20 protein-coding genes are annotated in these 22,050 nt (G+C 31.5%); 12 read left to right on the top strand and 8 right to left on the bottom strand.

The genetic code is table 11. The features are described from left to right. Positions 1-80 precede the first annotated feature (80 nt). Positions 81-350 carry a hypothetical protein gene (locus tag NBRC110019_RS13570; protein ID WP_281755723.1) on the bottom strand — a complete coding sequence of 90 codons (270 nt, stop codon included), beginning with the start codon at positions 348-350 and terminating at the stop codon, positions 81-83. 416 nt (positions 351-766) lie between these two features. Here NBRC110019_RS13570 and NBRC110019_RS13565 point away from each other — a divergent pair, with 416 nt between their 5' ends. The 6 genes from NBRC110019_RS13565 (at position 767) to NBRC110019_RS13540 (ending at position 5,847) form a co-directional block, all read left to right on the top strand. Further along, the gene (locus tag NBRC110019_RS13565; protein ID WP_281755721.1) at positions 767-1,456 is read left to right on the top strand and encodes a response regulator transcription factor; all 690 of its coding nucleotides are present in this window, start codon (positions 767-769) and stop codon (positions 1,454-1,456) included. Beyond that, positions 1,453-2,826, top strand: a complete 1,374-nt coding sequence (locus NBRC110019_RS13560; protein ID WP_281755720.1) for a sensor histidine kinase — start codon at positions 1,453-1,455, stop codon at positions 2,824-2,826. The genes NBRC110019_RS13565 and NBRC110019_RS13560 overlap by 4 nt, the downstream gene beginning before the upstream one ends. A 62-nt stretch (positions 2,827-2,888) precedes the next feature. Further along, the gene (locus tag NBRC110019_RS13555) at positions 2,889-3,329 is read left to right on the top strand and encodes a thioredoxin family protein (RefSeq protein WP_281755718.1); all 441 of its coding nucleotides are present in this window, start codon (positions 2,889-2,891) and stop codon (positions 3,327-3,329) included. Continuing rightward, a complete protein-coding gene (locus NBRC110019_RS13550) occupies positions 3,329-4,309 on the top strand; it encodes an FAD:protein FMN transferase (protein WP_281755717.1) in 981 nt (326 codons plus the stop codon). Before NBRC110019_RS13555 ends, NBRC110019_RS13550 begins: the two co-directional genes overlap by 1 nt. Further along, positions 4,306-4,512, top strand: coding sequence for a DUF4266 domain-containing protein (locus tag NBRC110019_RS13545; RefSeq protein ID WP_281755715.1), 207 nt, complete (start codon positions 4,306-4,308; stop codon positions 4,510-4,512). The genes NBRC110019_RS13550 and NBRC110019_RS13545 overlap by 4 nt, the downstream gene beginning before the upstream one ends. Positions 4,513-4,524: 12 nt before the next feature. Next, entirely contained in the window at positions 4,525-5,847 is a 1,323-nt protein-coding gene (locus tag NBRC110019_RS13540; protein ID WP_281755713.1) for a DUF3570 domain-containing protein, read from the top strand. A gap of 81 nt (positions 5,848-5,928) precedes the next feature. On the opposite strand, the gene dinB is transcribed toward NBRC110019_RS13540, so the two are convergent. Further along, on the bottom strand, positions 5,929-7,146 hold the full coding sequence (gene dinB / locus NBRC110019_RS13535; protein ID WP_281755711.1) for a DNA polymerase IV: 1,218 nt from the start codon (positions 7,144-7,146) through the stop codon (positions 5,929-5,931). Beyond that, positions 7,146-10,124, bottom strand: coding sequence for a DNA polymerase III subunit alpha (locus NBRC110019_RS13530; protein WP_309297652.1), 2,979 nt, complete (start codon positions 10,122-10,124; stop codon positions 7,146-7,148). Before NBRC110019_RS13530 ends, dinB begins: the two co-directional genes overlap by 1 nt. A 65-nt stretch (positions 10,125-10,189) precedes the next feature. On the opposite strand from NBRC110019_RS13530, the gene NBRC110019_RS13525 reads away from it, so the two are divergent. Next, positions 10,190-10,960: an XRE family transcriptional regulator gene (locus NBRC110019_RS13525; protein ID WP_281755709.1), complete on the top strand. Its 771-nt coding sequence runs from the start codon at positions 10,190-10,192 to the stop codon at positions 10,958-10,960. A 274-nt stretch (positions 10,961-11,234) separates the two neighbouring features. Here NBRC110019_RS13525 and NBRC110019_RS13520 read toward each other — a convergent pair whose 3' ends face one another. Beyond that, entirely contained in the window at positions 11,235-11,915 is a 681-nt protein-coding gene (locus tag NBRC110019_RS13520) for a hypothetical protein (protein ID WP_281755707.1), read from the bottom strand. Between the two features lie 286 nt (positions 11,916-12,201). On the opposite strand from NBRC110019_RS13520, the gene NBRC110019_RS13515 reads away from it, so the two are divergent. The 4 genes from NBRC110019_RS13515 (at position 12,202) to NBRC110019_RS13500 (ending at position 15,359) form a co-directional block, all read left to right on the top strand. Next, on the top strand, positions 12,202-12,408 hold the full coding sequence (locus tag NBRC110019_RS13515) for a hypothetical protein (RefSeq protein ID WP_281755705.1): 207 nt from the start codon (positions 12,202-12,204) through the stop codon (positions 12,406-12,408). 58 nt (positions 12,409-12,466) lie between these two features. After that, complete coding sequence (locus NBRC110019_RS13510) at positions 12,467-14,383, top strand: tetratricopeptide repeat-containing sensor histidine kinase (protein ID WP_281755704.1); 1,917 nt, start codon at positions 12,467-12,469, stop codon at positions 14,381-14,383. Between the two features lie 6 nt (positions 14,384-14,389). Beyond that, positions 14,390-15,055 carry a helix-turn-helix domain-containing protein gene (locus NBRC110019_RS13505; protein ID WP_281755703.1) on the top strand — a complete coding sequence of 222 codons (666 nt, stop codon included), beginning with the start codon at positions 14,390-14,392 and terminating at the stop codon, positions 15,053-15,055. Positions 15,056-15,143: 88 nt separating this feature from the next. Next, positions 15,144-15,359: a hypothetical protein gene (locus NBRC110019_RS13500; RefSeq protein ID WP_281755702.1), complete on the top strand. Its 216-nt coding sequence runs from the start codon at positions 15,144-15,146 to the stop codon at positions 15,357-15,359. On the opposite strand, the gene NBRC110019_RS13495 is transcribed toward NBRC110019_RS13500, so the two are convergent. From NBRC110019_RS13495 to NBRC110019_RS13480, 4 genes are read right to left on the bottom strand one after another with little or no spacing between them, the layout of a single operon-like run. Then, on the bottom strand, positions 15,346-16,809 hold the full coding sequence (locus NBRC110019_RS13495) for an oligosaccharide flippase family protein (RefSeq protein ID WP_281755701.1): 1,464 nt from the start codon (positions 16,807-16,809) through the stop codon (positions 15,346-15,348). The two genes, NBRC110019_RS13500 and NBRC110019_RS13495, sit on opposite strands and share 14 nt — an antisense overlap. Before the next feature lie 4 nt (positions 16,810-16,813). Next, positions 16,814-18,094: a glycosyltransferase family 4 protein gene (locus NBRC110019_RS13490; RefSeq protein ID WP_281755700.1), complete on the bottom strand. Its 1,281-nt coding sequence runs from the start codon at positions 18,092-18,094 to the stop codon at positions 16,814-16,816. 5 nt (positions 18,095-18,099) lie between these two features. Next, positions 18,100-20,535, bottom strand: a complete 2,436-nt coding sequence (locus NBRC110019_RS13485; protein WP_281755699.1) for a YfhO family protein — start codon at positions 20,533-20,535, stop codon at positions 18,100-18,102. A gap of 21 nt (positions 20,536-20,556) precedes the next feature. Beyond that, positions 20,557-20,829, bottom strand: coding sequence for a DUF4834 family protein (locus tag NBRC110019_RS13480; RefSeq protein ID WP_281755698.1), 273 nt, complete (start codon positions 20,827-20,829; stop codon positions 20,557-20,559). Between the two features lie 153 nt (positions 20,830-20,982). Here NBRC110019_RS13480 and NBRC110019_RS13475 point away from each other — a divergent pair, with 153 nt between their 5' ends. Then, the gene (locus tag NBRC110019_RS13475; RefSeq protein ID WP_281755697.1) at positions 20,983-22,035 is read left to right on the top strand and encodes a transporter; all 1,053 of its coding nucleotides are present in this window, start codon (positions 20,983-20,985) and stop codon (positions 22,033-22,035) included. Positions 22,036-22,050 lie beyond the last annotated feature (15 nt).

Genomic DNA, 22,050 nt, shown 5'->3' with positions numbered 1-22,050 from the left:
TCATTCAATATATAACCATATTTGAATTCAACAGAAATATCAATAATCTAAAAATCAATATTGCTTAAATGCACAACGGGTTAAGCAACTTCTTCTTTTATGTAAAAATTACTGACTATAGACTTTAAATTATCTATCTTCAATTTAATTTTAGTACAATTAAAGGTATCTACATGTAATTGTAATACAGGAGCTAATACCGTTTCAATAAAAGCTTTGTTTTGTATTGAAGATTTTTCTATGTAAGTAATTAAATCTTGTCCTAAAGCTTCTTTTTCAGCAACTTTATTAGCCTCAAAAAATAATTGACATAACTCAATAGAACTTTCTAAATTTAACTCAGTTTTCATAAGCAGGTGGTTTAGATAAAACTTAAATTGGGGTTTGTTATGTATTTAAACGTAAAAATAATACTTTTTATCGAATATACAAACGTTTTTTAATTTTACAACTCATTAAGGCATAATAATTTATTCCAATATCTAGATTAATTTGGGCTTTTATAATAAAATTACTTTTTATGTAAAATATGGGTGTATAGGAATTAGATGTTCAGGTTAAAAATTATCAATTATACGATACAGAGTACCCCTACTCTTACCCTATTGCCCAAAATTGGTTAATGTTTAAAGTTAAATAGGGAATTTAAAGCTGTCGGTAATCAGTAGATGCTACTTCTTTATTGTTGTATTGGTAGCTGAAGGAGCATTATTAACTATACTTAGTCTTAAACTTAAGCTAATCTTAAGTTTAAAATGCTAAATTTATGATTATTAATCATGATTTTTACCGCGTGAAGATATTAATAGTAGAGGATGAACCTGGCATTTTAAGCTTTTTAACTCAAGGATTTGAAGAGGAATCTTTTGAGGTTACTCCTTCTAATAATGGTGATAAGGGTTTAGCGTTAGCTTTAAACAACAACTATGATGTTATTATTTTAGACTGGATGTTACCCGGTATAAGTGGAATAGAAATTTGCAATACTTTAAGAACCAATAATATTCAAACTCCTATTTTATTTTTAACTGCTAAAGATACTGTAGAGGAAACTATACAAGGATTACAAACCGGAGCCAATGATTATATTAGAAAACCTTTCCATTTTTCCGAATTATTAGAACGCATTAAAGTTCAGCTTCGTTCAACAATTAAGAACGAAATTTACAGTGTTGGAGATATTTCATTGAATGCAACTACTTTTCAGGTTTTTAAGAATAACGAAGAAATTATTCTTACACGTAAGGAGTTCTCTTTACTAGAATATTTACTAATTAACAAAGGTAAAGCTTGTTCTAGATCTAGTATTTTAGATAATGTTTGGGATATTAACTTCAACTATGATTCGGGTGTAATAGATGTATTTATGAACGCGTTACGAAAGAAGTTGAACCTTAAAAGTAACGAGTATATACATACTATTAGAGGCGTTGGCTATATAATTAAAGAGGTATGATTTTACGTTTTAAAACTAGGATTGCTCTTCATTACCTTATTGCTACAGGTATTGTAATAGCTATTGTGTTTCTTGTAGTATTTACCATTGTAAAGAATACAATTTATATAAATCTAGACAATGATCTTAGTTTTGAGGCTGGGGTGCATATGGATGAGTTAAATAAAGAAACTCTTAGATTTTCTAATCGTGAAGAATGGGAAGAGCGCGAACATACAGAGGCTGAAGTAAATCCGGTATTTGTACAAATCATAGATAGTAATGATGTAATTATCGATAAGTCTCCTAACCTTCATAAAGACGAGCTTACTTTTGATGCTGAGCGGGAAAATAATTCTCATTTCAATACCTTTCTTGAAAACGAAATTATAAGACAGGTACAGGTTCCGGTGTACGTTAATAATAAAGTTAAAGGATATATTTTAACAGCCATGTCTTTTGAAGCTTCTCAAATGGTCATTGAACAATTGTATACAATCTTATTGTTATCGTATCCAATAATTCTTTTAGGATTGTTTTTCACTTCTAGATATTTAGTTGGTAAAAGTATTCAGCCTATAAAGCAAATTACAAAAACTACTGAGCGTATTAACAATAATAATCTTAGTGAACGTGTTTCTTTACCTCCTCATAACGATGAGTTATACGAATTATCTTCCTCTATTAACAGCTTGTTGCAAAGGATTGAGGATACTTTACAAAGAGAGCGACAGTTTACCTCAGATGCCTCACATGAGCTAAGAACACCTTTGGCTTCGTTAAGAGGTACCTTAGAAATCGTGAGTCGTAAAGACAGATCTGTCGAAGAATATAAAGATAAGATAGATTTTAGTCTACAGGAAATTGATAGAATGAGTGATATGATTACTCAGTTACTTTATTTAGCTAGGTTTGATTATAAAGAAAAATCTAAAGAAGATAAAGGAGATTTAATCCCATTAATTGATGAGAGTATTCAACGGTTTAATGACTTAATAAACAAGAAAGAATTAAAAATTAAATTTAAAGCAGATAAGCACTGCTGTGTTCAAGTACCAATATACCACGCTACATTAGTTATTGATAACATTATATCAAACGCCATTAAATACTCTAATCAAAAAGGGACCATTATTATAGAGTTGAAGAGTAAGGGGCACCAAGTTTCTTGCATAATTAGTGATGAGGGTATCGGAATTAATAAAGAAGATATTGATAAATTATTCAATCCATTTTTTAGATCAGCATTTTTAGAACATAAAAATATTTCTGGTACAGGTTTAGGATTAGCAATTACTAAAAAAGCACTAGATGCTATTCATGGTAAAATTCATATTAAAAGTAAAAAAGGGTACGGAACCAAAGTTGAAATTTTATTAAGCATTAAATAAGTATTAAGCCAATCTTAAGAAACGATAGGAATAAAACGTTTATTTTTAGCAAAACTTTTAGAATGAAAAAAATGTTGATGATTCTTGTAATGCTATTAGGAGCATATACAAGTGTAAGTGCACAAAATTGGTTAACAGATTTTAATGCAGCCAAAACATTAGCTACAAAAGAAAATAAAACTACACTATTGGTTTTTCAGGGATCCGACTGGTGTACTCCTTGTATTCTTTTAGATAGAAAAATTTGGAGTACAGATACTTTTAAGGAATATGCGAAAAGCCATTACGTTATGGTTAAAGCCGATTTTCCAAGAAAGAAACAAAACGCATTATCTGAAGCCCAGCAAAAACAGAATAATGATTTAGCAGCTAAATATAACCCAAATGGATATTTCCCTTTTGTGGTTGTTTTTGATAGTAAAGGTAATGTAATTGGGCAAACCGGATTTCAGGAAATAACTCCAGAAGAATATATTAAACTATTGAATTCATTCAATAAGTAATGAAAAATCTCTTATTTATTATAGCCATTCTTTTAAGTACTATAGTTACTGCTCAAGAAACATATACCCGTACCTTAAAATTAATGGGAAGTAGATTTGATATAACTGTTGTAGCCAATAATGAAGAACAGGGAAAAGAATATATACATATGGCTGTTAGTGAAATTGAACGAATTGAAAAACTAATATCATCTTGGGATGAAAATTCGGAAACTTCACTAATTAACAAGAATGCAGGAATAATGCCCGTAAGAATAGATACAGAATTATTCGCTCTTATTGAACGATCTATTGGTATATCTACACTTACGGATGGTGCTTTTGATATTACTTATGCCGCCATGGATAAAATTTGGAAATATGACGGCAGTATGACCGTTATGCCAATTGATAGCACTATACGAGCATCTGTAGCAAAAGTTGGTTTTAAAAACATTGTTTTAGATAAAGAGAAAGGAACGGTGTTCCTTAAATTAAAAGGAATGAAGATTGGTTTTGGTGCCATAGGTAAAGGATACGCAGCAGATAAGGCAAAAGCATTATTGATGAGTAAAAATGTTAGTGCTGGTATTATAAACGCATCAGGTGATATGAATACATGGGGGACACAGGTTTCTGGAAAACCTTGGAATATAGCCATTACAAACCCTATGGATAAAAATAACGTTTTTGCACTATTACCAATTCGGGAAGAAGCCGTGGTAACTTCTGGTAATTATGAGAAATATGTAATGTTTAACGGAATACGATATACGCATATTATAGATCCCAGAACTGGCTATCCTTCCAGTGGAATTATTAGTGCTACGGTATTTGCACCCAAAGCGGAATTAGCTGATGCCTTAGCAACATCTGTATTTGTAATGGGAATTGATACAGGGTTAGATAGGATTAATCAATTGCCAAAAGTAGAATGTATTATTATAGATGATAAAGGAAAGGTATATACCTCTCAGAATATTAAAATAAATACCCCATGAAAAAAATGATTATAGTTTTAGTAATACTAAGTTGTACCTCCTGTACGGTGGTAAAAGAGTATGAAAAAGTATATTTAAACGATCCTGATATGGCATTGAGTGAAAAGTCTAGCAATAGATCTGAGTCTAATTTTCATTCATACAGAGAAGCAGCTTCGGGTGCTAATGGCGGAAAAACAGGTGGTGGTTGTGGATGTAATTAAATGAAAATGAAAATGAAAAAATTAATTGTTTTTATTGTTTTTTTAAGCTTAGCTTTTACCATTCAGGCACAAACGGACACAATTCCTAAAGCCAATGAATATAAAAAACGTGTACTTGAAAATACAGAAATAGATTTTTTATCAAGCTATTATTCTCAAGATGGAAGTAATGCGGCAGTAACGGGTGGTATTGGTACCGAAGAATTAACAGATGTAGCATCTACTATTATAGTGAGTATTCCGTTAAACGCAGATGACCAATTAATTATAGATGCAGGAATATCTGCCTATACTTCTGCTTCATCAAGTAACGTGAATCCATTTGATGGTAATGGTAGTGCTAATGCATTTCAGGCTAGTTCTGGTGCTTCCTCTAGCGATGTTTGGGGAAATTTTAATGCAAGTTATAGTCATAGTTCTGATGATAGAAATAAAATTTGGACGGGGAAATTCTCTGTTGCAACTGAATACGATTATTTTTCATTAGGATTTGGAGGTAGTTATACTCGCTTGTTTAATGAAAAAAATACTGAACTTAGCTTACATGGAAATGTGTATTTAGATACATGGAGCCCTGTATATCCTATAGAATTGCGCTCTTTTGGAGGAAATGGTAGCGGCTTAGGGAATTCATTTTTTAATCATTATACCATTACGGGAAATCAGGACTACTCTCCTATTTTCTCTGAGTTTACTAATAAAAATAGAAATTCATATTCAGCCGGAATGAGTTTTTCTCAAATTTTATCTAAAAGAGCTCAAGGTATTCTTATGGTTGATTTGGTGCAACAAAACGGATTGCTTTCTACTCCTTTTCAGCGAGTTTATTTTGCCGATATAGCCAATAGCTATATACAAGATTTTCAGTTGGCTGATGCTATAGAACAATTACCCGACACACGTTTTAAAATTGCTGTTGGTGCGCGATTTAATTACTATATAAATGAAATGTTTGTATTAAAAACATTTTACAGATATTATGTAGATGATTGGGGTGTAGCATCACATACAGCTACCGTAGAGCTACCTGTTAAGATTAGTGATAAGTTTACTATTTACCCATCATATAGGTATTACAATCAAACAGCAGCCGATTATTTTGCCTCTTATGAGCAGCACTTGTCTACAAATGACTTCTACACTTCTGATTATGATTTATCAGAATTCAATGCCAGTCAAATTGGTTTTGGACTTAGCTATACAGACATATTTACGAAATTTAGAGTCTGGAAACTGCGTTTAAAAAGCATTGATTTAAAATACAGTTATTATGAAAGAAATACAGGTTTCAATGCTAATATTATTTCAGGAGGTTTTAACTTTATAGTGAATTAATAAACATCTATTAATTCCCCAGACCCTCCTGTTTTAAACACATGGTAATTTTTAAGGCTGACAATATTATCAGCCTTACTTTTATCGTCTTCTATTGGGTAACAATGGCGGCGGTTCTCCCATAAACGGATTCCATCTGCTAATACTCTTAGCCTCCATACCGGCAGCTAACACAACTGATCTATCCCCAAAACGTTCTCTCATTCTATCAATAGCCACACTTAGGTTAATTAACTTATCGTCATCTGCAAAAAGATTTATTTGGTGACCTCCTTCTACCAAATGACTAAATTTAACTCCAACCAATCGTACCAACATCCGCCTGTTATACAAGTTCTTAAACAAATCTAGAATAACCGGTAATAATACACTGTCTAAAGAGCTGTATGATATTCTTTTCTGTTGCGTATAGGTCTGAAAGTCAGAATATCGTATTTTCATAGTTACACAAGCCGTAAGCTTATTTCCTCTTCGTAACTGATAGGCTAAATTTTCGGTCATTGCAATAACAATGCTTCTTAATTTTATAACATCGGTGGTGTCTTTATCAAACGTACGTTCAGTAGAAATTGATTTTCGTTCATGATATTGAATCACAGGGGTTTCATCTATACCATTTGCTTTGTTCCAGATGCCTAATCCGTTCTTACCTAATACGCTGTACATTACATCCATAGGCATTTCCTGTATGGTTTTAATCTGTTTAATACCCAAATCACAAAGCGATTTATAGGTAACTTCACCAACCATAGGTATTTTTTTAACTGATAAAGGAGCTAAAAAAGGTTTCTCACTTCCTTGCAGAATTCGGATACGATTATTAGGCTTAGCCTCTCCGGTAGCTACTTTAGAAACTGTTTTATTAATAGCTAGACCAAAAGAAATAGGCAATCCGGTTTCTTTCATAATTCGTGTTCTTAATTCGGTAGCTATTTGCATACAACCAAAAAAACGATCCATACCAGTTAAATCCATATAAAACTCATCAATAGAAGCTTTTTCGTATACGGGTACACTGTCTTTAATTACTTCAGTTACTTCCTGAGAAAACTTGGTATAAATACCGGCATTTCCTCTTAATACAATAGCCTCCGGACATAATTGTTTAGCCATACGCATTGGCATGGCCGAGTGTACTCCAAACTTTCTGGCTTCATAACTACAAGAAGCTACTACTCCTCTATCAGAGGTTCCGCCTATCAACACCGGTCTTCCTATTAACCGATTGTCTAACAAGCGTTCACATGATACAAAGAATGTATCCAAATCCATATGAACAATCGATCTTTCTATGCCCATTATGCTCTCATTTTTATAGAAGTGTCTACATATCGAGGATCTTCTATCGTAGCCTTTCTATACATAGACAACACTTCTATAGTCATACAATCAAATTCTACTACTACTTTCCCTGTTATATTATAAACACCTCTTCCTCTAAACGGATATTGAGCTGCAACTAAAGGAAAATGTACCGTATCTATAAAATCTCCATCATAATCTATAAACGTACCAAACTGCATGCTTTTTCCGTTAGATGTACGAGTATTTTTAGTAGTTACCAAATAGCCTTCTATAGTTACTACAGTATCTATATATTTAGGCAGCTCTTTTGCTTTTAACTTTACTTCTAAAGGTTTTTCTACCAATAAAAAAGGATTGCAAAGCGGAAATCCTAATAATTCTATTTGATCGAAGGCATTCTCTAAATCTGTTGTTTGTAAATCGGGATACTCATAGGAAACCCGTTTTGACTTAAACAGTGTTATAACATGTTCTTTAACAGGTACTTTACTGGTTTTTAAATGTGCTTCCCATAACAATTCACGTTTGGCTACTCCGGTAAATCTAAACGCATTTACTTTAATAAGAATTGTTAGCTGCTCTACAGAGATGGAAACTCTATCTAAAAAATCATCCAGACTCGTAAAAAGCCCTTCTCTATTTCTGGCGCTTATAAGTTCAGTAATGGTGTTGGTTTCTAGAGCATGTAAAAAACCAAACCCCAGATAGATAGTAGTACCCTCTATAGTGGTCTTATATTCACTTGTGTTAATACAGGGAGCCTCTATAGTAGCATCATGCATACGTGCTTCGTGTACATACAATTCGGTGCTATAAAAACCACCTCCGTTATTAAGTGTTGCCACCATATACTCTAACGGAAAATAAGCTTTTAAAAATAGGCTCTGATAGCTTTCTACTGCATACGATGCAGAATGTCCCTTAGCAAACGCATATCCAGCAAAGCTTTCTATTTGGCGCCATATATCTGCCGTAAGATCATAGGTTTTTCCATGCCTCTTACAATTATCAAAAAACTGTTGTTTTACCTTTAAAAACTCATCTCTGGATCTAAATTTCCCTGACATTCCTCTGCGTAACATATCTGCCTCCCCTAACGTAAGTCCACCAAAATAGTGAGCTACTTTAATTACATCTTCCTGATATACCATAACGCCATATGTTTCCGGCATAATATCTAATAATACAGGATGCGCATCTTGTCTACGTTCAGGATATCTATATCGTAAAATATACGCTCTCATCATACCCGATTTAGCAACTCCGGGGCGTATTACAGAACTTGCTGCTACCAGCCCTAAATAGTTGTCTACCTGCAATTTTTTTAATAACATACGCATGGCAGGAGACTCTACATAAAAACAACCGATAGCCTTGGCATTTCGCAATAAATATTTAATACGCTCATCCTGCTTAAACCGTTTCATATCATGAATATCTATAGGGGGTAATTCAGGATGATTTTGCTGCACAATAGTCACCGTATCCTTTATTTTACCTAATCCTCGCTGACTTAAAATATCAAACTTATACAAGCCTATATCTTCTGCTACTACCATATCTATTTGTGTAGTAGCAAATCCTTTGGGAGGCAAAAATGTAGCACAATATTGGTGAATAGGTTCTTCTGAAATTAAAATTCCACCCGCATGAATTCCTAAGTAATTAGGAAACCCTTCAATATAGGTACTGTATTTCACCACCAAAAAAGATAATTTATCTAATGAGTTTACATCAAATTTTCTGGTAGTTAGCATATCTATTTCTGCTTTAGGGAGCCCGAATACCTTCCCTAGCTCTCTTACAGAAGCTCTGAATTTAAAGGTATTATATACCGTAATTAAAGCGGTATACTTAAACTCTCTAAACATAAATTCAATAATATCATCTCTATCAGCCCAGGAGAAATCAATATCAAAATCAGGCGGATTTTTACGATAGAGATTAATAAAGCGCTCAAAATATAAGTCTAACTCTACTGGGTCTACATCTGTAATACGCAATATATAAGCTATAATACTATTGGCTCCACTCCCTCTACCTACATAAAAATAACCTTTACTACGTGCATACTTTAAAATTTTCCAATTGATTAAAAAGTAAGAAACAAATCCCTTTTTTTGTACAATCTCTAATTCCTTTTCAATACGCTCTAAAATAGATGCATCTGGAGTATCACCATACCGGTATGAAAGTCCTTCTTTTATAAGCTTTTGTAATAACTCTACATCAGTTGCCTCATTTTCGGTTAAGCATCGTTGATTTTTGGGAGTTGTTTTTGAAAAGTCAAAAGACACATTACATGCTTCCAGTATTCCGGCGGTATTTTCAATTAATTGCGGAAACTCAGCATATAACTCTTTTAATGCTTCAGGAGCTATAAAGCAATCTGTTTCTTTTGCCTGTTCTTCTTTAGGTAGCTTACTTAAAAGGGTATTGTTATCAATAGCCCTTAATAACCTATGTGTATTATATCCCTTTCTGTTTTGAAAAGTTACTGTCTGTAAAATGACGAGTTTTCCTAATTTGTTTTTCCATGAAGAAAATTTCAACTTATTTAACTCATCCGGACGTACTCCTAAAAACTCATTTTCTCGTAATAGGTAATCTTTACCTATCTCAAAAGGGTATATAGTAAAGCTATCCTGAATATATTTAGCTCTTGAAGGAATAGTCATAGAAGTAGTATGTAAAAAACCAGATAAATAACTGTTTATTTCCTTAAAACCGTTATTGTTTTTAGCTAACATAACAAAACATTGGTCTGCCCCATTTCTAAAGTCTACCCCTACTACTGGTTTTATGTTATGAGCTTTAGATACGCGCATTATATCTAAGCAAGCAGATGTATTGTTAATATCAGTCATAGCAAATCGTTCTACTCCATTGTTTGCTGCTAGTGCTAATAATTCTTCTGGTTTTATAGTACCGTATCTAAGGCTAAAATAAGTATGACAATTAATATACAACATAGGCTATCGGTTTTTTACAAATTTAGTTTGGTTTTGAAACAATTGTTGTTTAATTTTGAAACATTATGAATTGTATAGCATCTAACATTAGACATTTAAGGGGTTTACGCGGTTTTTCTCAGGAATATTTTGCAGAAGAACTGCAATGGACACGCTCTATGGTAGCCTCTTTTGAAAGTGGAAGAACAGAACCTTCGGTATCAAGATTGGTAGAGTTATCAGATTATACCAAACTGCCTATTGACACCCTTATTAAAACCGACCTCCAAAAATCGAAAGAAGTATCTTTTATTGATATTGGTAACAAGCGTGTATTATTCCCTATATCAGTAAACGATGCGAATGAAGAAATGATAGAAATTGTACCCATAGAAGCCTCTGCCGGCTATTTAAATGGATATGATGATCCTGAGTATATAGAAGCCTTACAAAGGTTTAATCTTCCTTTTTTAACTACCGGAACATACAGAGCCTTCCCTATTAAAGGAGATTCTATGTTACCCGTAAAACCAGGCTCTTTTATTATTGGGAAGTTTGTAGAAAATATTACAGATCTTAAAAACGGCAAAACGTATATTATACTCACTAAAGACGACGGATTAGTTTATAAAAGAGTATACAATCATATAAATGATAAAGGAAGTCTTTTATTAGTATCTGACAATACAGCTTACGAACCTTATGAGGTAGCTGTAGAAAAAGTGCTTGAACTATGGGAGTTTAGTTGTTGTATACACACACAGGAATTTGATAAAGATGAATTAAAGCTTAGTAGTATTTCGCAAATAGTGTCCAAATTGCAATTGGAGATTGAGAGTTTAGGGAAAGATTCTTGATTTTTTCGTATTTGAAGGAAAACCATACGGTTTAGAATTAAAATATTAGTTAGTTTTTACTTCATATTATGTTCTTCTATTCTATTTCCAACTAGCTTAGAAAATAATAGCGATACTTATGTGTACATATGTACAGGTAAAAGCAGTAAAAAGTATCACTATAAGAAAAACTGCAGAGGACTTAACAACTGTAAGTCAGATATTAAAAGAGTAACTATAGAGGATGCTAAAAAAATAAAACGAACCCTATGTGGTTGGGAAGATTAAAAGCTAATTATGGACAAATATATTTATTAATCATATATTTTGTAATGGGTCTTAATTGCTTTCCTGTTTCAGGATGATTCCCATTTGAGGTAAAAAACTCATATGTTCCGTTTTTACTTTTCCCATACCAGATTAAAGGTTTATCATTAGCAGTGAAAAATACTGTTTTACAATAGGGTTTAACCTTTAAAAATTTGGTACACAAATCTTCTTCATAAATTTTAAGCTTACCGGTATTAAAATAGGCTTCATTAAAATCTACTTTTTCATAATGATCTTTATTCCATATCATCCATTTTCTTTTGGTTATTTGTCCTATTATTAAAAAAACAACCAAAAGCACTACACTAACTAACAGGGTTATTTTATGCTTATCTAAAAAGCCAACAGTTTTATCTTTAAGTGTTAATTGCTTTTTTTGGTATGCTTTAGAATAGGCTACAAAATCTTGATACCCTATATAGTGAGCTAATGCATTTGCTATCCCCATACGCATTGTTATAGCCCCTTCTTCAGCATCTCTTTTTAATTGTGTTAATCGCTTTCCTGTAAGCACTTCTTTGTCACCTAGTAACTCACTATGCTCTTCAATTATATTGCTTAGCTCTTCGGCCTGTTTAGTTTTAGATAAATGTGAAAATTCCTTTGCAACTTTAGCAAAGGATTCTAAAAGTAATACTCTTTGCATTGTATTGATTATTATGTGATAAAGTTACATTTTTTCATGAGAAATTTATAAGAAATTAATTTCTCAAAGGTTTCCCCTTTATTTCCCGATTTATCTTTCATCTACTCATTCATTTGTCGTGGTATTAAACAATACCGTCATAGTTGTAGTCTGTACTTCTTAAAACAAAGGGAAGATACTTTAAGAGGTATAAACTACTACACTTCCCACCATGTGAGGCCTCACATTTTACAGTTGCTGAAAAAGCAGCAAACGCCTTATTCAATAATTTTTAAAATCACGACAAATGAAAAAATTTTATATATTTTTATCACTTACTTTATGTGCTTTACCACTATTCTATTCCTGCACCCCAAATAGTGTTTCAGAAGACATGAGCCTATACGAATACCAACAGTCACAAGGTGATACCGGAGATGATGATGGTGAAATGGGATCCGGTTCTGAAGAAACTCAAGATCTGAATGATCCATCGGATACCCCTACCCCATAAAATTCATTTGTTGCCAAAATAAAGTGAATTTATACAAATAAGTTAGTACTTTTGAGGAATGAAATTGAATTATCTTTCATTCCTCTTTTTTAGCATTTTTATGTTAATTACAAGTTGTTATTCTCCTTGTTTAGCTCAGGAAAATAATAGAGATGATGTCTATGCTATTTTTAAAAAAAGTTACAGAAAAAAACTATCCATTAATAAGCAACATGCGTTGTTAAACTGTGCTTTAGAGCATGCTAAACAAGCTAATGATATACCCAAAATATTAAAAGCATATGATATTAAAACATTCCTGTTTTCTTTTAAAGAAGAAAAGGACAGCACTATCTTTTATGCTAAAAAGTCTATTGAATTAAGTACTATAGAAAAAGATTCTATAAAACTTTTATATGCTTATAACCGATTGGCTAATGGTTATAGATTTGCTGAGAAAATGGATGCCGCGCTAAATGCCTATGAAATACAATTAGAATTAAGCCAAAAACTTGCTAATACTAACATGCAAGTAAATGCTTATAATTGTATAAGCTTAGTGAAACGTAAAATGGGGCTTTCATTTGAAAGTGAAAATATCGCTACTAAGGCCATTGCTTTAATAGACAAACAAAAAAATAAAGAATATTATAATTCCTATCTTACAGCTTTATATAATGGCTTAGGTATTATTTATAAAGAACGTAAGGAATATGACCAAGCCCTTGCTTATTATAAAAATGGTCTTTCTTTTACAGATGACCCGTCTGAACAAAATATATTTTTAAACAATATTGGTAATATCTATTTAAAAAGCGGTTCTTATGAAAAAGCCAAATATAATTTTCAATTAGCATTAGATAATGCTTATAAGCTTAATAATGAAAAACAAGTTGCACGTGCTTTGTGTAATTTAGGGGGAGCTAAATATAATTTAAATGATACGTTAGCTATTGACAATATAGCTAAAAGTTTGGAAATACGCTCTTCTCTAGATTATAAAGCAGGAATGTATTCTAGTTATCATCAAATGGCTAAAGCATATAAATATTTTAAGAATAATAATAAAGCTTTGGAGTATGCTGGTAAAGCGTATGAAACGGCAAAAGTGCTTAATACAGGAGAAGAACAATTAGAATCGCTTAAACTTTTAATAGACTTAGGTAGCAGTAACTATATTCAGCCTTATATAGTTTTAAGAGATAGTATGGAAATGCTAGAATCTGGAGCTACTTATAAGTACATGTCTTTAAAATATAATTACCAAAAAGAACATCAGATAGCGCAAGAAAATGAATTAAAGTATTTAGGAAGCGAGGTTAGTAGAAAATTTGGAGAAAATAAAAGAGTAGCTTGGAAATGGGGTCTTTTTATACTTGGGATATTATCTGTTATAATAGGAGGATCAGCCTATATTACTTATAGGAAAAAGAGACTTGCCGAAGTTTATGCTACAGAAACCCGAATTGCTAAACAAGTTCATGATGAAATAGCAAATGATATTTATTATACAATGAATAAAATACAGCACCAACGTATAGATGAAGAAACAACACTTCATACATTGGATGATATTTATCAACGGTCTAGAGATATCTCTAAAAAGAATGGAAGTTTAGAAATAGATGAAAATTTTTCTAAAACCCTTGAAGATTTATTAAAATCGTATAAGACTAATAATAACATTATTATAACCACCGGTATTAATTCTATCAATTGGAGTTATATAGAAAAACAAGGCTGCATTACTTTATATAGAGTTTTACAAGAATTAATGACCAATATGAGTAAACATAGTAAAGCCAAGCTTGTAAAAGTTAGTTTTACGCAAAATAAGAGAAAAATATACATTGAATATTGGGATAATGGTATAGGAACCAATTTAAAGAATAAAAGTGGACTAAGTTATGTGGAAAACCGTATAAAAACCTTAGGAGGAAAAATTATTTTTGACTCAGAAATAAATAAAGGATTTAAAGCTAACATTATACTTTAATTATTCATGTATCAAAAAATTTTAGTTGCAGAAGATTTAAAGAGCATCAATGAAGGTGTTCAGCATTTATTAGAAGAAATAGAAATTCCGGTAATTTCTAGTGTACAATATTGTGACGATGCGTTATTAAAATTAAAAAAAGCAGTGATTGACAATGAGCCTTATGAGCTATTGATAACAGATTTATCATTTAAAAAAGATCATAGGAATGAAAAATATAGTTCGGGGGAAGAACTTATTGCTGTAGTTAAAGATCAGTTTCCTGATATTCATATCATTGTTTATTCTGTTGATGACCGTATTCAGAAGATTAAAAAGTTATTTGAAAAATTTGACATAAACGGATTTGTATGTAAAGGGAGAAATGGTATTCAGGATTTAAAAGATGCCATATTCATAACTTATAAAAACAAAGTATTTATTTCATCTCAAGTTTCACAAGCTTTACGAAAGACTAGTAGTATTAATATTGATGATTACGATATTATTCTTTTAAACTATTTAGCCCAAGGACATATCCAAGATGAAATAAGTCAGTTACTAAAAAATCAAAAGATTAGCCCTAACAGTTTAAGTACGGTAGAAAAAAGAATTAATAAAATGAAAAGTATTTTGGAAGTTCAAAATACTGTGCACTTAATTGCAATAGCTAAGGACATGGGATTAATTTAAACCTTATGCTAATAATATAAATTAGCTAATGACGGCTCTTTTGAAAGAATAAATATTATTATACATTAGCGGTATTAAACTATTTTTTATGAAAAAGAACCTTTTTTACCTAATGGTCGTTATATCTATTACTGTAATAACGGGGTGTGCTGAAGAAGATGAAAACGGGTGTTACTGTGATTTTTATGAGTCTGTTTACAATGAGTCTACCGGAAATTTTGATTACGAGTTTATTGAAAGAAAAGCAGGGACTTGTGATGTGTACGATACAGAAGGATACTTTACTGAATCTAACTGCGACTAACAGGAGTATATTTATCCCATATTTTTTTAAGATCAGTCGATAGATTCAGTTTAAGCATCCCATAAATGCAAACTGTTACTATTAGTATCGATTTTATAGCAATACTAATAATGGGATAAAAGTTAAAATCCCAAAAGAAAAAAGAAATACCTATAACAATAAATAAAACGGTTGTTTTTAATGTTGCTATACTAAAAGGCTGAATACCAAACTTATTATTAACAAAAATAAGTTTGGTTACGTTATATAGTACAAATGCTGTTAATGTAGCCAGCCCCGCACCATTCATACCCCATAAAGGAATAAAAATCATATTTAAGATTACCGTTATAATAGCTAGGAAAAGCCCGAAGAGCAAAACTGTTTTATAATATTTAGAGTTAAAGATAATAGCATTGTTTATACCTATAATATTTTCTAACAATTTTGCTAAGGATATAAAAAATACAACCACAACTGCACTACTATATTCTTCAGGTAATAAAAGATATAATTGATTGATATTTAACACTATTAATAAAAATATCACCCCACTTACTATATAAAGGTTTATAGAAGATTTCTTGTACAAATCTGCTAACTCTTCTAAATTATTTTCGTTTAATAATCTAGCTGTTATGGGAGTAGTAATTTGTTGCATAGCTCTAGACGGAACGGCTATTACTATACCTATAAAAACAGCTACATTATAATATGCTACGTTTTTAATGTCTATATACTGACCTAACATCACTTTATCTACATCTAATAATACAATAGCTATAGAGCCTGCTAAAATTATTAGGACTGAATAACTTAAAATAGATTTAGAATCTGTGGTTAACCCAGCCAAAAAAGTAGGCCTTTTTATTTTAAAAGCAATAATACCCATAATTAGCATTCTAGTAAAATACATTATTACTACTGCATATATAAATTGCTCTATAGTAAGAAAATTTACATATAATGCAAACAACAAAATCATTATAATAGCCCTGTGTAGTACTTCTTTCATAAAGTTACCTATAACAGACTGTAGCTGTACTTTTGTCCATGCATAAAACACCTCAAAATAAGCCATAGATGCTGCTATTATAAAAACAATCCATGCATAATTTTTAATTAAGGCATTCTGTTTTGAAATAAATTCAGAGATAGGTTCGTAGGCTAAAAACCCTATTAAAGCAACGGGTATCATCATTGTTAATGGCAATAAGAACATCATAAAATTAAATTTATGTTGTTCTTCTGCAACTTTATACGATGAATAAAACTTGACTATTGTATTCTGAACTCCTACACATAATAATGGTGTAAGTATATTAGCAACAGAAATTAGATAACCAATTAAACCATAATACTCATCAGTCATAAAGTTAGGGTACAGAAATAAAGTATTGATAGCTCCTAGAGCAAAACCAACATAAGTTGATATAATATTAAGAAAAGACTGTTTTAAAATAACTCCCATATAATTACATAGACTGTATTAATGAAGCCATTTTACATGTTAATGACTTTCTTGAGTACTGGTCAATTTGGTTTGAATTAACACATAAAGTACCTTTTTTATAATCTTGATACCACTTGATAATCTGATATTTAAGATTTTCTTTTTCAGTATAATTAAAAGCTACTCCTGTATTCGTTTCGTTTATAATTACTGCTGCATCCCAATCTTTTGGTCCTACTGCTAATATTGGTCTTTCAGATACTAAGTATTCAAATAGTTTTCCTGGTATTATTCCTTTTGTTTCTTCAGAATCTATTTCTATTAATAATACAACCTGACTTTCTCTTTGTAAAGATAATGCTTTCTCATGCGAAATATACCCTTCCAATTTCAAGAATTTTTCTAATCCATTTTCTTTAATTGTTTGGATAACTTCACGACTAACCTTTCCGGCTAATACAATTTCTAAATCATCCTTAAAACCCTCCTGTTCAGCTCTAAGTTCATTTAAAACCCTCCATAAAACCTCAGGATTTCTACCCGATAACAATGAACCAATATGAGATAACGTAAACTTTGATGATAATTTCACTTCATTAACATTTTCATCATCAAAACCATTAGTAATAACCTCTATAGGTCTATCTGTTATTTTTAAAAACTCATTTCTAGTGGTAAAACTAGTAACTGTTATTGTAGTTGCTTTTTTTAATACCTCAGATTCTAATTTTTTATGCTTACGTTGTGACTCTTTAGTAAGCTTTAATTTAGAGTGATACCCTATAGATGTCCATGGATCTCTGAAGTCTGCTAACCATTTTACGCCTATTTTTTCTTGTAATTGTAACCCTATTAAATGTAAACTATGTGGCGGTCCTGAAGTTATTATGGTATCTATACTATGCTCAGTCAAGTAACTCGATAAAAAGCTAACTGAAGGTTTTACCCAAAACTTTCTTGCGTCTGGAATAAAAAAATTACCTCTTATCCAAAGTAACGCTTTTTCAGGTAACGATTGTTTTTTAGTATTTATAATACCACTGCTTATGGTTTTTGTCTTATTCTTAGACAAGATGTTTGCATAGGCATAGGGCTCAAAAATCGGTTTCTTTATAACGGTTAAATCTTTTGGTACATCTTGTACAAACGAATCATCTGTCATAGGGTACATTGGATTTTCAGGAATATACACAATTGGCTCAATTCCGAAATCTCTAAAGTATTTTACAAATTTTAACCAACGCTGAACTCCTGGGCCACCGGCAGGTGGCCAATAATACGCTATAATAAGTACCTTTTGCATAAAAGCTATTCTTTAGCTCTATATTTAAACTGATATGCTACTCCCCCAATAATTAACAATAGTAATAGCACATTGCCTCCTAACATAATAGCATTACCCGTTTTTACAATTCCGGGTTCAAACTTAAATTCTATCGTATGTGTACCAGCCGGAACTTCTAATCCTCTGAAGGCATAATTAACCCTGTATTGAGGTACTTCTTTACTATCAATCGTAACATTCCATCCCTCAGGATAATACATCTCAGAAAATACGGCAAAACCATTATTTTTATTAGTAGTGCTATATTTTAAATAGTCAGGCGTTTTAGTTATAAGTTCAATATTCGCTAAACTATCTACTTTAAAATTATCTGGTTCATTAGCTAAATCGCTAAAAATAGCTGTATCTACAACAGCCTCCTCTATAGTGTTTAAACTATCTAAAGCTTTCATAGCGTCATCATCAGATGAAACCTTTTTCAAATTAGATACAAACCAAGCGCTACCATTTGCATTTGGGTTTATAGAAACACTCAAATTACCATTATTATCAGGTCTTAAAAGATATTTTACGTTAAGCATATTCAATACTTCGACATTATTTTTTGCTATCTGATATTCATATAATTCTTGTAATCGTCTTGGTTTAGCAGCATGGTATCCACCAATAGAATTAAAGAAATAAGAAGCCCGTGCACCATTTAAACCTTGTGATAAATCAAAAACTCTATAATCTGAAGTATCTTTTAATATTTCCGCATCAGCTGACGTTTCTGTAAAGGGGGTGTCCATTGTTTTACTATCCTTAAAACTATCACTATTTACATAGCGTGTGTCTACTCCAATAAGATCTACAGCTACTAAAACAATTAAGACTCCTACAGCTATATTTTTTTTCAATTTTTCCTTGAAAAACAACCATAAAGTAAAGAATGAAGCAGATGTAAATAAAAAGCTTCTAATCAAATCTTTAGTATATAGTATTTTTCTATCTTCAATGATTTTATTCATGATATCCTTCCCATAGCTTTGTCGCATCTGTACATCATATGCACCAACAAAATCAAAAAGTGCAGATTTTCCTAAATACAATATAACAAACAGACCTCCTAAAATAATCCCTGACCATTTAAGAGCATTCCATTTTTCTTCTTTCGAAACTTCACTATTAAAAAACTTAGCAAGTCCCATAATACCTAAAATAGGAATACATAATTCAAGTATTACCTGAATAGAAGATACTGCTCTAAACTTATCATAAAGAGGAAAATAATCTATCATAAAATCAGTTAATAAACCAAAATTTTTACCCCATGATAAAAATAAAGACATGATAACACCACCCACTAATGTCCATTTTAGTTTTCCTTTAACCAAAAATATTCCTAGTATAAATAAAAATACCATAATTACACCAACATATGCTGGTGCAGCAGTACCTGGTTGTGATCCCCAATACGTAGGAAGACTATTAGAAATCGATTTTACAACATTAAGAGGATAGCCTTGGCTTACCATATAATCGTATGTTTCAGAATCTTTTCCTAACTTTTCTGCACTTGCACCACCAAATAATCTTGGCACTAATAAATCTAGCGATTCTACAACTCCATAACTATAGTAGGTTATATATTCTTTGTCTAAAGAAAGACTAGTATCTTTTTCAGAACCATCTGCATTAAAGGTTAAATCACTTTTTCCTCGAGTACTCCATTTTGCATATTCTTGAGTAGCTAATAAGTTAGAAGCATTTGTTAAAATAGAAATAACAACAGCTACGAGTAATAAACCTACAGCTTTAAAAAAATGAGGTATTTCTTTTTTCTTAATAGCGTCTACTAAATAGATAACTCCTAAAATTAATATTAACAACAATAAGTAATACGTCATTTGGGGGTGATTTGCACAAATTTCTAAGGATAATGCTACAGCACTTAAAATAGTACCCCAGAGGTATTTTTTCCTAAACACCAATAGAATACCAGCTACAACTAATGGAAAATATGCAATAGCATGAGCTTTGGCATTATGCCCTACTCCCAGAATAATTATAAAATACGTTGAAAAACCAAAAGCGATAGCTCCTAAAAAGGCTATCCTATAATCTACTTTTAATACCAGCATTAAGATATAAAAGCTAACCAAATATAAAAATACGTAATCAGCAGGCCTGGGTAAAAAACGAAGTACTTTATCTAACGACTTTATATAGTTATTAGAATAGTTAGCCCCTAATTGATAAGTAGGCATTCCTCCAAAGGCACTATTGGTCCAATACGATTCATGTCCGGTTTCCTCTTTTAAATCATTTCTTTCTTTGGCCATGCCATTGTATTGTACAATATCACTTTGATAGATTACTTCTCCTTGCAATACTGGTTTAAAGTACAATACAGAAATAATCGCAAATAGTACAACTACGGCTATGTGTATCCCTAACAATTTATAATTTAGGTTCATTTGTTTTATGTTGGTATTTGGTTAGTCAATTTCTTCAAAATCAATATACTCCCCTACTTTTTTCTTTTCCGTAGGTTTGTTATGGGGTGTTGTATGAGCATTTGATGATGACTGATTATAAGAACTTTGCTGATTGTGTTCGTTAAATTTTCTATTTATATGGTCTTCTGATTTTTTTACAAGATACCTCAAAATATATGGCATAAAAACCTTGGTAACATATCTTATTACAATAATAATTGCAAAAATTATAAAAATTGTTCTTAAAAAACCTGCTAAATAAGCTTCTTGCATAATTCATTATTTTTCCAATTTTCAAAATTACAATTCTATTTGGAGTAAACTAATTGTCATTTCATAAATCTATCTAAAAAATCGGGTTATTGACAACTAACTTTAGGCAATTAATTTGGTATTTGTTACATTTAACCATTAATTCTAATGAACATGAAATTTCACTTTAAAGCTATTCTTAGTTTATTTTTAATATGTTTTATTTCAAAATCGGGAGTGGCACAATACACCGATGTTATAAACTCCAATAGACCAGGTAGTTCTATGAGTTCTTTTTCTGTTGGGAAAAGAGTTCTTCAAATAGAAACCGGATTGAATTATAAAAGTTACCGTCATGATGGGTTTAACAACTCACAAGTAGACGCCTTTGCTGTAGATTTTGCTGTGAGATACGGATTCTTTAAAGAACAATTAGAAGTTATTTGGGATTTTACTTATCAGTTTGATGAGTTAATGAACAGAACCGTTTCACCTGAACTATCAGAAAACAGAAATGGATTCGTAAAAAATACCATTGGAGCCAAATATATGATATATAATCCCATTTCTGATGAGGATAAAATAATTAATATTAGAAGTTGGGATGCCAATTATGGTTTTCATTGGAAAGATATGATACCTACGGTTTCTATTTATGCAGGTGCAAATCTTATACTTGGCGATACACCGTATGATTACTACAACATGTTTAATTTACAAAATGTTGCATTTTATTCTCAATTAGAAGAGCCACAAATAAGCCCTAAGGTTGTACTTACTACTCAGAGTAATTTTGCAGGGTATTGGGTGCTTGTTACAAACTGGAGCTATAATAGAATAGGTACAGACTATCCTGAGATGGGATATATTGTAACTTTAACCCACTCTTTTAAAAACAATCCGAGATTAAGTATTTTTGCTGAAAATCAGGGGTATAAAAGTGATATTTATTCAGATGTACTTGTAAAAGGTGGTTTTGCCTATTTGTTAGGACGAGATTTTCAAATAGATTTTGGTTTGGGAGCAAGTTTTAAAAACACCCCTTCACAAACCAACGTTGCTTTAGGGGTTTCTTTTAGAATAGACAGACACGTTGATGAAGTAAAAACTAACAAAGAAAAGTCTAATAAAGATTTGTCTAAAGGTAAAAAGAAGAAAAAGTTAAAGAAAAAGAAGAAAAAGAAATCGAAAGTTAAAGAAATAGAAGAATCAATCGAGGAAGAATAATTGTAATCAAAACAA

It is taken from the genome of Neptunitalea chrysea (genome assembly GCF_027924145.1).
Classification (GTDB): Bacteria; Bacteroidota; Bacteroidia; order Flavobacteriales; family Flavobacteriaceae; genus Neptunitalea; species Neptunitalea chrysea.
The sequence above is the reverse complement of the archived record's forward strand: the minus strand, read 5'-3'. Positions and strand labels throughout refer to the sequence as shown.